Here is a 14,331-nt window from a genome sequence, read left to right on the forward strand (position 1 = left end):
GTCGATCGACTCAACGAGGAGAACGAGATGACACGTCCCGAGATCAACCGGCGGCGGTTCCTGGGCGCCGTCGCCGGCACGACCATGGCGGTGACGGCGGCGGGGCTCGCCGCTCCGTCCGCCGCGAACGCGGCCAAGGGCATGCTGGTGCCGCCCGGCAAGATCGGCATCCAGCTGTTCACCATCCGCAACCTGGTCTCGTCGCTCGGCTTCCGGATCGTCTTCGAGGAGCTGGCCCGGCTGGGGTACAAGAACGTCGAGTTCGCCGGCTACAGCTCGCCGGCCGAGCCGGGCATCACGGTGCAGCAGATCAGGCAGCTGCTCGACGACAACGGGTTGACGGGTATCGGCAGCCACGTCGGGCTGAACGCGTTCCGCACGAACATCGAGCTGGAGCTGGACCGCGCCGAGATCCTCGGCCTGCCGTTCATCGGGACGGCGAACGAGCCGGTGACGGCGGCCAACCGGACGGTGGCCGGGTACCGGGCGGCGGCCGCGGAGTTCAACGCGTTCGGGGCGGCCGCGCAGGTCCGCGGGCTGCGCTGGTACCACCACAACCACCAGAACGAATTCCGGATGGCGGCCGACGACCCCGGCGTGCGGCTGTACGACCTGCTGCTGTCGGAGACCGACCCGAAGCTGGTCTTCCTCGAGATGGACATCTACTGGGCATACGTGGGCCAGCACATCGCGCCGGGCTTCGACCCGATCGACTACGTCGTGGCGAACCGGCTGCGGTATCCGCTGTTCCACGCCAAGGACGGACGGCGGTCGGCGGCGGCGAACGGGTACGACATCGTCGAGTTCGGCGCCGGGGACATCGACTTCCAGCGGTTCTACACCAGCATCGGCTCCCGCGGCCGGCACTACTCGCTGTACGAGCAGGACAACGCGCCGAACACGTCGCCGGACGCCGGCGGCGCGCTGGGCGCGGCCGAACGCAGCTTCGACGCCATCTACGGCCTGCGCGGCTGACGAGAGGACCCCCCCATGCACCGCATCCGCAGCATCCTGACCGCCATCCTCGCCGTGCTCCTGCCCGTGGCCGCCCTGACGGCGACGGCTCCGGCGGGCGCCCACGAGGGCCACGACCCCGCCGCCGACGACCCCGCGCTGGACTGGGACAACTACGAGAAGATCCTGCTCAGCAAGAACACCGGCGAGCCGATCGACCTCGCCGTCCTGCCGGACAGCCGGATCCTGCACACCGCCCGCAACGGCGACGTCCGGCTGACCGACCCGTCGACCGGCATCACCCGGGTGATCAACACCATCGACGTGTACGCCAACTCCGAGGACGGCCTGCAGACGATCGCGATCGACCCGGACTTCGCGACGAACCAGTGGGTCTACCTGCTGTACGCGCCGCGCGTGATGCAGGCGCCGTACCCGCAGACGACGCCGACGGGCAACGCGCCGAACTCGCTGCCGGCCGGCGAGACCGAGTCGTACTGGGACCGCTGGAAGGGCTACAACGTCCTGTCGCGGTTCAAGTGGGACGAGGCCACCGACGCGCTCGACCTGTCGACGGAACAGCAGATCATCAAGGTCGAGACGCAGCGCGGCCAGTGCTGCCACGTCGCCGGTGACATGGCGTGGGACGCCGACGGCAACCTGTATCTCTCGACCGGCGACAACACGCCGGCCAGCACGCCGGGCGCCAACGGCTTCGCGCCGAACAACGACGCGCCGGGGATGAACCCGGGCTTCGACGCCCGCCGCGGCCCGGGCAACACCAACGACCTGCGCGGCAAGATCCTGCGCATCCACGTCGAGGACGACGGGTCCTACACCATCCCGGACGGCAACCTGTTCGCGCCGGGCACGGCCCAGACCCGCCCGGAGATCTACGTCATGGGCGTGCGCAACCCGTTCCGCATCGATTACGACGTGCAGACGGGCGCGCTGGTCTGGGGCGACTACGGGCCCGACGCCGGTGCGCCGAACCCGAACCGCGGCCCGATGGGCTACGTCGAGTGGCAGTCCACGCTGCAGCCGATCAACGGCGGCTGGCCGTACTGCCACGGCCCGAACGCCAACTACAACGAGTGGGACTACGCGACGGCGACGCCCGGGGCGTGGTTCGACTGCGAGGCCGGCGCCGAGAACAACTCGCGCTGGAACACCGGCCTCGACGTCGTCCCGCCGGCCACCGCACCTCACCTGTACTACGGCGACAACGCCAGCCACCAGCCGTGGCCGGAGCTGACCGACCTCGGCGGCGGCGGCCAGGGCCCGATGGGCGGCCCGGTGTACCGCTACGACGCGGCCAACCCGTCGCCGGCGAAGTTCCCCGCGTTCTGGGACGGCCACCCGTTCTTCGCCGAGTTCTCGCAGGACTACGTCGCGGCGTTCACGCTGGACCTCGCCACCAACGGCCCGGTCACGGCCATCACCGACTTCCTGCCCAACGCCCACCTCGGCGACGTGGCCCAGCCGATCTGGGACAACGTCATGGACATGGAGTTCGGCCCGGACGGCTCGCTGTACGTGCTCGAGTACGGTGACGGCTTCTTCCGGCAGAACCCCGACGCCGGCCTGTACCGGGTCGACTACGCCGAGGGCAACAAGTCGCCGCAGGCCCGCTACACCGCCGACCCGGTCTCCAGCAGCGGCGCACCGCTGACCGTGACGTTCGACGCGTCGGCGTCGGCCGACCCGGAGGGGGCCGCGCTGACCTACGAGTGGGACTTCGACGGCGACGGCACGTTCGACGCCACCGGGGTCACCGTCACGCACACCTACACCGAGTTGGGCCAGTACAACGCGGCGCTGCGGGTCACCGACCCGTCCGGGAAGTTCGGCGTCCGGTCGTCGCAGATCACGGTCGGCAACGTGGCGCCGACGGTCACGCTGGACACCCCGACCGGCGGCTTCTTCGACTGGGGCCAGGCGGTGCCGGTGACGGTGTCCGTCAGCGACCCCGAGGACGGCGACACCCCGGTCTGCTCGCGGGCGACGTGGGCGTTCGGCCTCGGGCACGACGAGCACGCGCACCCGCTCAGCTCGGGCACCGGCTGCACGTTCGGCGTCCCGACGCCGGCCGACGCGCCGGAGCACGGCGAGACGGAGAACATCTACGGCGCGCTGGTGGTCGGCTACACCGACGGCGGGCACCTGGGCGTCCCGCCGGCCCGCGGCGAGGCGTCGCTGCTGCTGAACCCGAAGACGCAGCAGGCGGAGTGGTTCGACGCGAGCAGCGGCGTGCAGGTCACCGACGACCCCGACGCGCGCGGCCTGCGCAAGGTGACCTCGTTCGACGCCGGCGACTGGATCGCGTTCGACCCGGTCAACCTGGCCAACATCGACGGCATCGTCGCCCGCGCCTGGGGACGGGGCACGCTGCACCTGCGCTGGAACGACCCGAAGGCGCCGCCGTTCGCGCAGCTCTCGTTCCGCAACCGGACCGGCTGGTTCGAGGTGGAGCAGGCGCTGACGAACCCGCCGGCGGGCTCGGGCCGGCTGTACCTGACGTCGACCAGCGGGTTCGACCTCGACGAGGTCCGCTTCGTCGGCGACGGCGTGGCCGACGTGACCCCGCCGGCGGTGAGCCACACGCTCAACCCGGCGGCGCCGACCGGCCAGAACGGCTGGTACACCGGCGACGTCACGCTGACCGTCAACGCCACCGACAACGGCACCGTCGCCAGCCGGCAGCGCTCCACCGACGGCGGCGCCACCTGGGTCAACGCGAACAACCCGCTGACCATCACGGCCGAGGGCAGCACGACGGTGCACTACCGGGCCACCGACAACGGCGGCAACGTGTCGTCCGTCGGCTCGGTCACGCTGAAGATCGACAAGACGCCCCCGGTCGCGGCCATCGGCGGGGTCGACGCCGGCGGCAGCTACGCGGCGAGCGGTACGCTCACGCCGTCGTTCACCGGCACCGACGCGGTCTCCGGGATCGCCTCGGTGACGGGGACGCTGGACGGCGCGCCGCTGGAGTCCGGCGCGACGGTGCAGCTGTGGACGCTGGCCGTCGGCGAGCACACGCTGGCCGCCACGGCCACCGACACCGCCGGCCGGCAGGGCACGGCGTCGGCGGCGTTCACCGTCACGACCTCGCTGGCCGATCTCGGCGCGATCGTCGATCACTACGCCGCCGCGGGCGTGCTCACGACCGCGGGGGAGAGCCGGCTGCGCTTGCACCTCAGCGCCGCGGTCCGCAACGCCGACGCCGGCCGCAACGACAGCGCGGTCCGGTCGCTGGCGCAGTTCCTGTCCACCGCCGGCAGCGCCTCGTTCGTCACCGACGCCGCCGCCCGGACCGTGCTCACGCATCACGGGGAGGTGCTGACCGCCCAGCTCAGCGCCTGATCGCGGCATGGAGAACGCCGGTGGGCCGGGTCGCGGCCCGGCCCACCGGCGTCCTGTCGCGAGCGGACATCGGACACTTTCGTCACTTCACCGCTCAGATTGCACAGTTAGCGACGAAACTGTTTCAAACGTCTTGACATAGTGGAAACAGGACGTTTATCTGAGGCCTTCCGAACCGTGATCGGAGGGCAGCATGCGCAAAGCCGTAGTGATGGCCGTGGGGGCGCTCGTCGCGTCCACGCTCGTCGCGGCACCGGGCCTCGCCGCGTCCGGGGCACCTGACGCGGCACCGCCGGATTCGGCGTTCCAAAAGGTCACCCTCAACGACACACCCGGTGAGCCGATGGACCTCGTGGTCCTGCCGGACGGCCGGGTGCTGCACACGACCCGTGCCGGCGAGGTGTGGCTGCACGACCCCGACACGCGGCTCAACACGCTGGCCGCGGAGCTGGACGTCTACGAGCACGACGAGGAGGGGCTGCAGAGCATCGCGGTCGACCCCGGCTTCGGCACGACGAACAACTGGATCTACCTGTACTACTCGCCGCCGCTGGACACCCCGCTCGACGACCCCGACACCCCGACGCTGAACGAGGGCGACGCGCTGTTCGACGGCGTGCCCGCCGACTGGGAGCCGTTCGAGGGGCACATCACCCTGGCGCGGTTCGAGCTGACCGGCGACCAGATCGACCTGTCGACCGAGCAGCACATCATGGACGTCCCGGTCGACCGCGGCATCTGCTGCCACGTCGGCGGCGACATCGCCTTCGACGACGCCGGCAACCTCTACCTCGGCACCGGCGACGACACCAACCCGTTCGAGTCCGACGGGTTCGCGCCGATCGACGAACGGTCCACCCGCAACCCGGCGTTCGACGCGCAGCGCACCTCGGCCAACACCAACGACCTGCGCGGCAAGATCCTGCGCATCACGGTGCAGGACGACGGCTCGTACACCATCCCGGACGGCAACCTGTTCGAGCCCGGCACCGCGGGCACCCAGCCCGAGATCTACGCCATGGGCCTGCGCAACCCGTTCCGCCTCGAGGTGCAGCCCGAGACCGGCGACGTCTACGTCGGCGACTACTCGCCCGACGCCGGCGCCGACGACCCCGCGCGCGGGCCGGCCGGTCAGGGCAAGTGGACGGTCGTCCGCGAGCCGGCGAACTACGGCTGGCCGTACTGCGCCACGGCCGACAAGCCCTACGTCGACTACGACTTCGGCACCGGGGCGTCCGGCGCGCCGTTCGACTGCGCGGCGCCGGTGAACGAGTCGCCGCACAACACCGGCCTGACCGAGCTGCCGCCCGTCACGCAGCCGGACATCTGGTACGGCTACGGAGCGTCGGCGGAGTTCCCGGAGCTGGGCACCGGCGGCATCGGCCCGATGGGCGGCCCGGCCTACGACTTCGACCGGAACGCCACCCGGGGGCGGGCGCCGATCGCCTGGCCCGAGTACTACGACGGCATCCCGCTGGCCTACGAGTGGACCCGCGACTGGATCAAGGGCATCCACCTCGACGACGACGGCGGGGTCGAGGCGATCGAGAGCATCGTCCCGTCGATCGTCACCGACAACCCGATGGACATGGAGTTCGGCCCCGACGGCGCGCTCTACGTCCTCGAGTACGGCGACGGCTTCTTCGCCGAGAACCCCGACGCCCAGCTGTCGCGCATCGACTACATCGGCGTGGGCGGCAACCACACGCCGACGCCCGTCGTCGCGGCGGACGTCACCGAGGGGCTGGCGCCGCTGGCGGTGCAGTTCTCCAGCGATGGCACGGCCGACGCCGACGGCGACCGGCTGCGCTACGAGTGGGACTTCGACGGCGACGGCAAGGTCGACTCGCGGCAGAAGAACCCGTCGTTCACCTACGAGGAGAACGGCCTGTACCACGCGACGCTGAAGGTCACCGACCTCGGCGGCAAGCACCGCAACAAGTCGGCGTCGGCGGAGGTCGACGTCATCGTCGGCAACCTCACGCCGCAGGTCGAGTTCGTGACGCCGCAGTCGGGCGACACCTTCAGCTTCGGCGACCAGGTGGCGTACGAGGTGCAGGTCACCGACGACCAGCCGGTGGACTGCTCGCGGGTGCGCGTGACGTACATCCTCGGCCACGACACCCACGGTCACCCGCAGACGACGGCGCTCGGCTGCAGCGGCACGCTGCTGACGACGCTGCCGGGCGGTCACGACCCGGGCGACAACCTCACCGGCGTCTTCAACGTCACCTACACCGACGACCCCGGCGAGGGAGTGCCGGCGCTGACCGACAGCGCGGAGGTGGTGCTGGTTCCGGCGGGCTGACGCCCTGATCGTCCGGACACACACGCCGGCCGGGTTCTCGTCCACGGGGCGAGAACCCGGCCGGCCCCTACTCCCAGACCGTGGCGGCGGCGGTGAACTCGGCCGGGTCGCTGTGTACCGGGATGACGCACAGCAGGTGCCCGCCTGGCGCCCGCAGCGTGTGGCAGCCCTGCCACTCGCCGACCTCGACGGCGCCGAGCCCGGTGAGCCGGGCCACCTCGGCCGCGACGTCGTCGGTCTCGATGTCGACGTGGTAGCGCGACGGCCCGTCCTCGAGCGACTGGACGGCGGTCACCAGCCCGGGGACGGCGCCGGGCAGCCCGTGGAACTGCGGCTCGCCGGGCGGGCTCTGGCTGGTGGTGCCGAGCGCGGCGGTCCAGAACGCGACGCTCCGCCCGGCCTCGGCGGCCGGTGCGTCGATCAACAGGGTGGAGAGGCGGCTGCGATGCATGCCCCGTGACGCTACCCGCCGGGCCGTCCGCGCCGTTTGCCATGGACACCGCTACGCACCATCCGCCAGGCGGCCGTCCGCGCTGTTTGCAATGGACACTTCTACGCACCATCCGCCAGGTCGTCCGCGCCGTTTGCATGGACACCTCTACGCACCACCCGCCAGGCGGTCGTCCGCGCCGTACGCACCACCCGCCAGGTCATCCGCGCCGTTTGCAATGGGCACCTCTACGCACCACCGTCCGCGGCGGCGGGACCGGGACTCGGCTCGCTGACCATCACCTTGGCAAGGCTGGTCGTCGCGCGCGTGCCCGGAATGCCCGGGTTCGGGCGGCGGCCAGCCTTGCCAAGCTGTGCCCGGCCGCGGGCGGTGCGTAGAGGTGCTCATTGCAAAGGTGCCGCACGCCATCCGGAATCAGCCGATGGCCGGGTCGCCGGCCGGTGACCCCGTCGTCGCCGCCGGCGGCGGACCCTTGAATCGGTTCGCGACTTTGTCCAGTGACGGTGAGAAGTTCGTCGCCGAGATGCGTGAAACCTGGCTTGAGTGCTGACGTTCTGTCGCCACGGCGCCGGATGTTGCCGAACCGTGACCTCGTCCGCTCGCCCGCCGGCCACCCCGTCCCGGCCGCCGCGCCCGACCCGCCAACCCGCAGCTCAGAGCGCATATTGCCTGGTATCGACCGGATCGTCCAGCTGATCCGGCCGCCACGGCCGGCCCGGCGGTTGTTCGAGCGTCATCGGCTGGTCACCGGAAGAAACTCGTTCGTAACCCTTGACCGCGACTGGCCGCCCTTCCTAGTTTGTTGTCCCAACCGACGAACACTCGTGATGCAGGTCACGCCGGGGAGAGGGGGCACCCATGACGGACGCGTCCGCGCCCGCCGACCAGGTGTTCCTGCGCCGGCACAATCTGGCGATGGTCCTGCGCGACCTCCGCGACCACGGGCCGCGCTCGCGGGCCCGCATCGCCGCCGACACCGGCCTCAACAAGGCCACGGTCTCCAGCCTGGTCGCCGAGCTCGGCGAGCTGGGCCTGGTCCGCGACGGCGACGTCGAGCGCGGCGGCGGGGTGGGCCGGCCCGGGCAGACGGTGGAGATCGACGGCCGCATCTGCGGGCTGGGCGCCGAGGTGAACGTCGACTACGTCGCGGTGCTCGTGCTCGACCTGCGCGGCGAGCAGGTCAGCTACGTCCGCACCCCGCTCGACGTGCCGCGCCTGGGCGTGGAGAAGACGCTGGACGAGCTGGCCGCGGCCATCGCGGCGGCCGTCGACCACGCCGCGGCTCAGGGTCACGACGTCGGCGGCATCACCGTCGGCATCCCGGGCATGGTCGAGACCGCGCCCGGCGTGCTGCGGCACGCGCCGAACATCGGCTGGCGCGAGGTGCGCATCGCCGACGAGCTGACCGCGCGGCTGGCCGGTCCGGCCGCGGCCATCCGGGTCGACAACGACGCCAACCTCAGCGCGCTGGCCGAGTACGCCGTCGGCTCCTCGGCCGGCACCGGCGACCTCGTCTACGTCACCGGCGAGACCGGGGTCGGCGGCGGCGTCATCTCCGACGGCGTGCTGCTGCGCGGCACCGAGGGCTACGGCGGCGAGATCGGGCACATGCCGATCGGCGACCCCGCCCACCGCTGCGGCTGCGGCAAGCTCGGCTGCTGGGAGGCGTCGGTCGGCCTGGCGGCGCTGCTCCGCGAGGTGGCCGACAAGGACGACCCGGTCACCGACCCGTCGGTCGACCTCGAGGTCCGGCTGGCCGAGATCCGCCGCCGCGCGTCGCTCGGCGACGGCCGCACGCTGCGCGGCATCGAGGCGGTCGGCACCACGCTCGGGCTCGGCGCGGCCATCCTGGTCAACCTCTTCAACCCGCGGGTGATCGTCCTCGGCGGCTACTTCGCCGCACTCGGCGAGTTCTTCCTCCCGGCCATGGAGACCGAGCTGGACAAGCGGGTCGTCGCACCGGCCCGCGGCGGCTGCCGCATCGAGCTGTCCGCGCTGGGCTTCACCGCCGCCTGCCGCGGCGGCGCGCACGTCGCCCTCGAAGCCGTCTTCACCGACCCCGCGTCCGTGGCCACCGTCCCGGCCCCACTTCCCGGAGGTATGGCGTGAGCGACCCGTTGCTGCAGATGACCGGCATCGTCAAGGTCTTCCCGGGCGTGCGGGCCCTCGACGGCGTCGACCTCGAGGTCCGCGCCGGCGAGGTGCACTGCCTGCTCGGCCAGAACGGCGCCGGCAAGTCCACGCTCATCAAGGTCCTGGCCGGCGCCCACCAGCCGGACGAGGGCGAGATCCGCTGGCAGGGCGAGGCCCTCCGGCTCACCACGCCGCTGGCGGCGATGAAGAACGGCATCGCGACCATCTACCAGGAGCTCGACCTCGTCGACGGCCTGTCCGTGGCCGAGAACATCTACCTCGGCCACGAGCTGGCCGCGGCCGGCTTCTCCCGCCGCGGCGACACCCAGAAGCAGGCCGCCACGCTGCTGGCGCGGCTCGGCCACCCGGAGATCTCGCCGCGCCGCGAGGTCGGCACGCTGTCGGCGGCCGGCAAGCAGATCGTCAGCATGGCGCGGGCGCTGTCGCACGACGTCAAGCTGATCATCATGGACGAGCCGTCGGCGGTCCTCGACCAGGAGGAGGTCGCCCGGCTGTTCAAGGTCATCCGCGACCTCCAGGCCGAGGGCGTCGCCGTCGTGTACATCTCGCACCGGCTCGAGGAGATCCGCCAGATCGGCGACCGCGTCACGGTCCTCAAGGACGGCCGCACCGTCGCCACCGGCCTGCCCGCCCGCGACACACCGACCCGCGAGCTGACCCGCCGCATGACCGGCCGCGACATCGAGTACGTGTTCCCGCAGCGGCAGGCCCGCGACGGCCACGGCTCGGTCGTGCTGGCGGTCCGCGACCTCTCCTCGGGCAAGGCGTTCAGCGGCGTCGACTTCGAGGTGCGGGCCGGCGAGATCGTCGGGCTGGCCGGGCTGGTCGGGTCCGGGCGCTCGGAGATCCTCGAGACCGTCTACGGCGCGCGCAAGGCGGCGTCGGGGTCGGTCAGCGTCGACGGGCGGACCCTGCGCAACGGGTCGGTCCGCGCGGCCGTCGGCGCCGGCGTCGGGCTGTGTCCCGAGGAGCGCAAGAGCCAGGGCCTGCTGCTCGACGAGGCCATCTACCGCAACGTCAGCCTCGCCACCATGGGGCGGTTCGCCCGCCTCGGCTTCCTCGACCGCGGCACCGAGAAGCGCGCCGCCACCGAGCACGTCAAGGCGCTCGACGTCCGCCCGCCCGACGTCGACCGCGCCGTCCGCACCCTGTCGGGCGGCAACCAGCAGAAGATCGTCCTCGCCAGGTGGCTGCTCCGGGAATGCCGGGTGCTGCTGCTGGACGAGCCGACGCGAGGGGTCGACGTGGGTGCGCGCAGCGAGATCTACGCGCTCGTCCGCCGGCTCGCCGACGACGGTGTCGCCGTCGTCCTGGTCAGCAGTGAGGTCCCCGAGGTGCTCGGCCTGGCCGACCGGGTGCTGGTCCTGCGGGAAGGGGTCGTCGTGCACACCGGGCCGGCCGACGACATCGACGAGCACCGGGTCCTCGACCTGGTGATGGAAGGGAGCGCAGCGTGAGCGACCAGACTCCGTCCGCACCGCCGACCACCCCGCCCGCCGACGAGCACCGTCGCATCGAGGCGGCCGCGGCGGCCGAGGGCGAGACCCAGTCCGGCTTCGTCCGGTTCATGAGCAGCCCGTTCGGCCGGAACCTCGGCCTGGTGCTCGCCCTGCTGGTGCTGTGCGTCGTGGGCGTGGCCACCGCCGGCGACCGGTTCGCCAGCACCGACAACGTGCTGACGATCCTGCGGTTCGCCTCGGTCATCGGCGTGGTCAGCATCGGCATGACGTTCGTGATCATCGGCGGCGGTTTCGACCTGTCCGTCGGCGCCATCGTCGCGCTCGCGTCGGTCTGGGCCACCACCCTGGCGACGCAGCGGATGGCCGAGGACACCCACTGGCTGATGATGGTGTTCGTCGCCTGCGCGGTCGGCGTCGGCTGCGGGTTGGTCAACGGCGTCCTCATCGCCTACGGCGGGATGGCGCCGTTCATCGTCACCTTGGCGATGCTGGTCGCCGCTCGTGGCCTCGCCGAGATCATCTCCGAGAAGCGCACGCAGATCGTCGACGTCCGCGGGCTGGTCGACACCCTCAACGGCGAGTTCCTCGGCATCTCGGTGCTGATCTGGATCTTCGCCGTGATCAGCGCCATCGGGTGGGTGCTGCTCAACCGCACCACGTTCGGCCGGCGCACCATCGCCGTCGGCGGCAACGCGACGGCGGCGCGGCTGGCCGGCATCGCGGTCAAGCGGCACATCGTGCTGCTGTACGTCCTGGTGGGTCTGGCCTGCGGCATCGCCGGGATCATGCTGACCGCCCGCACCGGCACCGGCAGCGCGACGCACGGCCTGTACTACGAGCTGGACGCGATCGCCGCCGTCGTCATCGGCGGCACGCTGCTCTCCGGCGGCCGCGGCACCATCGTCGGCACCGTCTTCGGCGTGCTGATCTTCACCACGCTGACCAACGTGTTCACCCTCAACAACCTCGACAGTTCCACCCAGGCCGTCGCCAAGGGCGCGATCATCGTCATCGCCGTGCTCCTGCAGCAGCGGGTCGCGGTCCGCAGCAGCGACTCGTCCTAGCCCCCCAGAGCCCACCCCCAAGAGCGCACCCGCCGGACGGGCAGTCCGGGACCGAATCGATCCGAGGAGAGACCCATGTCCGTACGCACGAATCGGCCGTACCGCCGGTTACTGACGTCCACGGTCGCCGTGTTCGCGGCCGGGGCCTTCGTCGTGGGCTGCACCAGCAACGAGCCGGAGGAGGAGAACGAGCCGGCCGCGGAGACCGACGCCGAGGCGCCGTCCGGCGGCAACGACGAGATCGGCGAGACCGTGACCATCGGGTTCTCCGGGCCCGAGGCCGACCACGGCTGGCTGGCCGCGGTCAACGACTCGGCCATCGCCGAGGCGGGGAAGTACGAGGACATCGAGCTGCGCACCGCCGAGGGCACCAACGACGCCAACCTGCAGATCAGCCAGATCGAGACGTTCATCAACGAGGGCGTCGACGCGATCGTGCTGCTGCCCACCGACGGCGCGCAGCTCACCGAGGTGGCCACCCGGGCGATGGACGCCGGCATCCCGGTCGTCAACGTCGACCGCGAGTTCTCCACCCCGTTCGCCGCGCGCACGACGATCCTCGGCGACAACTACGGCATGGGTGTCTCGGCCGGCACCTACGCCTGCCAGCTGATCGAGGACAACGGCATCGCCGACCCGGTGATCGCCGAGATCGCCGGCATCGACTCGCTGCCGCTGACCCAGGACCGTTCGCAGGGCTTCGCCGACGCGCTGGAGGCCTGCGGGCAGACCGTCGACAACCGCGTCGCCGCCGAGTTCACCGTCGAGTCCGGTGAGGAGCAGGCCTCGAACCTGCTGCAGGCGGCTCCGCAGATCGACATCGTCTGGAACCACGACGACGACCAGGGCGTCGGCGTGAAGCAGGCGTTCGACAACGCCGGTCGCGACGAGTTCTTCTTCATCGGCGGCGCGGGCTCGGCGAACGCCATGCGGTGGATCCAGGACGGCGAGATGGAGGCGACCATCCTCTACCCGCCGACGCAGGCCGCCGACGGCATCCGGCTGGCCCGGCTGCTGGCGCAGAACAAGGGTTTGTCGGACCTGGTCCAGGTCGAGGTACCGCGCCGGATCGTGCTCAACGCTCCGGTCGTCAACGCCGACAACGTCGAGCAGTACCTCCCCCTGGGGTTCGAATCCTGATTCAGGACGCGGTGAGCGGCGGGGCCGGCGCCGGCCCCGCCCGACCCGTCACCGACGGGGGACACAACGGAAGGCACAGCACATGACGGTTGACGACACGCCCATCCTCGGTATCGGAATGGTGGGCTACGCGTTCATGGGGGCAGCCCACTCCCAGGCCTGGCGCAACGCGCCGAGCTTCTTCGACGTACCGGTGGTCCCGCGCCTGGTGGCGCTGGGCGGCCGCAACGCCGAGGCGGCCGGCGACGTCGCCAGACGCTTCGGGTGGGAGAGCGTCGAGACCGACTGGCGGCAGCTGATCGCCCGCGACGACGTGGGCCTGGTCGACGTCTGCACGCCCGGCGACACCCACGCCGAGATCGCGATCGCGGCCCTCGAGGCCGGCAAGCACGTGCTCTGCGAGAAGCCGCTGGCCAACAGCGTGGCCGAGGCCGAGGCCATGGTCGAGGCGGCGGAGAAGGCGGCGGAGTCGGGGGTGCGCAGCCTGGTCGGCTTCACCTACCGCCGGGTGCCGGCCATCGCGCTGGCCCGGCAGCTGGTGGCCGAGGGCCGGCTGGGACAGCTGCACCACGTGCGCGCGCAGTACCTGCAGGACTGGATCGCCGATCCGGCTGCACCGTTGTCGTGGCGGTTGCAGAAGGAGCGGGCCGGGTCCGGCGCGCTGGGCGACATCGGCGCGCACATCGTCGACCTCACCCAGTTCATCACCGGCGAGCGCATCACCGGCGTCAGCGCGATCCTGGAGACGTTCGTCAAGGAACGCCCGATCCCCGAGTCGTTCACCGGACTGGCCGGCTCCGCCGGCGAGGGCGCCGCGATGGGGCCGGTCACGGTCGACGACACCGCGTTGTTCCTGGCCCGGTTCTCCGGCGGAGCGGTGGCCTCGTTCGAGGCGACCCGGTTCGCCAGCGGGCGCAAGAACGCCATCCGCATCGAGCTCAACGGGTCGAAGGGCAGCCTCGCGTTCGACTTCGAGGACATGAACGTCCTCAACGTCTACGACCACACCGAGGACGCCCGGCTGGCCGGCTTCAGGCGGGTGCTGGTGACCGAGCCCAGCCACCCGTACGTCAGCGCCTGGTGGCCCGCGGGGCACGGGCTCGGCTACGAGCACGCCTTCACCCACCAGGCCGTCGACCTGCTGACGGCGATCGGCGAGGGCCGTGACCCGGCGCCGTCGTTCGCCGACGGCCTGGTCGTTCAGCGCGTCCTCGCGGCCGTCGAGGACAGCGCGGCCGCAGGCAGCGCGTGGACGGAGGTGCCCGCACCCGCCTGAGCACACCCAGCAGGGGCCGAGTACCACCGGGGGCGACCCCGGGCACGGAGCGCATCATCCGTTCCCGACAGTCGAAGGAGACTGTGGTGAGTCATCCCGCGCAACGCGCCCGCCGATGGGCGCGGCGATTATTGGCCGCAGGTGCCGCCGTCGTGACG

At 71.5% G+C, this 14,331-nt stretch carries 9 protein-coding genes; 8 read left to right on the top strand and 1 reads right to left on the bottom strand.

Going from position 1 to position 14,331, the window contains the following annotated elements:
- Positions 1 to 27: 27 nt before the first annotated feature.
- The 3 genes from BLV02_RS33125 (at position 28) to BLV02_RS33135 (ending at position 6,628) form a co-directional block, all read left to right on the top strand.
- Positions 28 to 975: a sugar phosphate isomerase/epimerase family protein gene (locus BLV02_RS33125; protein ID WP_069113635.1), complete on the top strand. Its 948-nt coding sequence runs from the start codon at positions 28 to 30 to the stop codon at positions 973 to 975.
- A 15-nt stretch (positions 976 to 990) separates the two neighbouring features.
- Positions 991 to 4,320: a PQQ-dependent sugar dehydrogenase gene (locus tag BLV02_RS33130; RefSeq protein ID WP_083289025.1), complete on the top strand. Its 3,330-nt coding sequence runs from the start codon at positions 991 to 993 to the stop codon at positions 4,318 to 4,320.
- Positions 4,321 to 4,513: 193 nt separating this feature from the next.
- A complete protein-coding gene (locus tag BLV02_RS33135; RefSeq protein ID WP_069113634.1) occupies positions 4,514 to 6,628 on the top strand; it encodes a PQQ-dependent sugar dehydrogenase in 2,115 nt (704 codons plus the stop codon).
- Between the two features lie 67 nt (positions 6,629 to 6,695).
- On the opposite strand, the gene BLV02_RS33140 is transcribed toward BLV02_RS33135, so the two are convergent.
- Positions 6,696 to 7,079: a VOC family protein gene (locus tag BLV02_RS33140; RefSeq protein ID WP_069113633.1), complete on the bottom strand. Its 384-nt coding sequence runs from the start codon at positions 7,077 to 7,079 to the stop codon at positions 6,696 to 6,698.
- A gap of 858 nt (positions 7,080 to 7,937) precedes the next feature.
- Here BLV02_RS33140 and BLV02_RS33145 point away from each other — a divergent pair.
- The 5 genes from BLV02_RS33145 to BLV02_RS33165 all read left to right on the top strand — a co-directional run bounded on the left by BLV02_RS33145 (position 7,938) and on the right by BLV02_RS33165 (position 14,173).
- Complete coding sequence (locus tag BLV02_RS33145; protein ID WP_069113632.1) at positions 7,938 to 9,188, top strand: ROK family transcriptional regulator; 1,251 nt, start codon at positions 7,938 to 7,940, stop codon at positions 9,186 to 9,188.
- Between the two features lie 17 nt (positions 9,189 to 9,205).
- On the top strand, positions 9,206 to 10,690 hold the full coding sequence (locus tag BLV02_RS33150) for an ATP-binding cassette domain-containing protein (protein ID WP_069113788.1): 1,485 nt from the start codon (positions 9,206 to 9,208) through the stop codon (positions 10,688 to 10,690).
- Complete coding sequence (locus BLV02_RS33155; RefSeq protein WP_216094441.1) at positions 10,687 to 11,757, top strand: ABC transporter permease; 1,071 nt, start codon at positions 10,687 to 10,689, stop codon at positions 11,755 to 11,757. The genes BLV02_RS33150 and BLV02_RS33155 overlap by 4 nt, the downstream gene beginning before the upstream one ends.
- Before the next feature lie 75 nt (positions 11,758 to 11,832).
- On the top strand, positions 11,833 to 12,897 hold the full coding sequence (locus tag BLV02_RS33160; RefSeq protein ID WP_069113631.1) for a substrate-binding domain-containing protein: 1,065 nt from the start codon (positions 11,833 to 11,835) through the stop codon (positions 12,895 to 12,897).
- Positions 12,898 to 12,979: 82 nt separating this feature from the next.
- The gene (locus BLV02_RS33165) at positions 12,980 to 14,173 is read left to right on the top strand and encodes a Gfo/Idh/MocA family protein (protein ID WP_069113630.1); all 1,194 of its coding nucleotides are present in this window, start codon (positions 12,980 to 12,982) and stop codon (positions 14,171 to 14,173) included.
- Positions 14,174 to 14,331 lie beyond the last annotated feature (158 nt).

Source organism: Jiangella alba, assembly GCF_900106035.1.
Lineage (GTDB): Bacteria > Actinomycetota > Actinomycetes > Jiangellales > Jiangellaceae > Jiangella > Jiangella alba.

Excerpts from the sequence above, each read along its gene's own strand:
- BLV02_RS33135 (WP_069113634.1), top strand. The coding sequence starts at position 4,514 with ATGCGCAAAGCCGTAGTGATGGCCGTGGGGGCGCTCGTCGCGTCCACG.
- BLV02_RS33160 (WP_069113631.1), top strand. The coding sequence starts at position 11,833 with ATGTCCGTACGCACGAATCGGCCGTACCGCCGGTTACTGACGTCCACG.
- BLV02_RS33140 (WP_069113633.1), bottom strand. The coding sequence starts at position 7,079 with ATGCATCGCAGCCGCCTCTCCACCCTGTTGATCGACGCACCGGCCGCC.
- BLV02_RS33150 (WP_069113788.1), top strand. The coding sequence starts at position 9,206 with ATGACCGGCATCGTCAAGGTCTTCCCGGGCGTGCGGGCCCTCGACGGC.
- BLV02_RS33145 (WP_069113632.1), top strand. The coding sequence starts at position 7,938 with ATGACGGACGCGTCCGCGCCCGCCGACCAGGTGTTCCTGCGCCGGCAC.
- BLV02_RS33125 (WP_069113635.1), top strand. The coding sequence starts at position 28 with ATGACACGTCCCGAGATCAACCGGCGGCGGTTCCTGGGCGCCGTCGCC.
- BLV02_RS33165 (WP_069113630.1), top strand. The coding sequence starts at position 12,980 with ATGACGGTTGACGACACGCCCATCCTCGGTATCGGAATGGTGGGCTAC.
- BLV02_RS33130 (WP_083289025.1), top strand. The coding sequence starts at position 991 with ATGCACCGCATCCGCAGCATCCTGACCGCCATCCTCGCCGTGCTCCTG.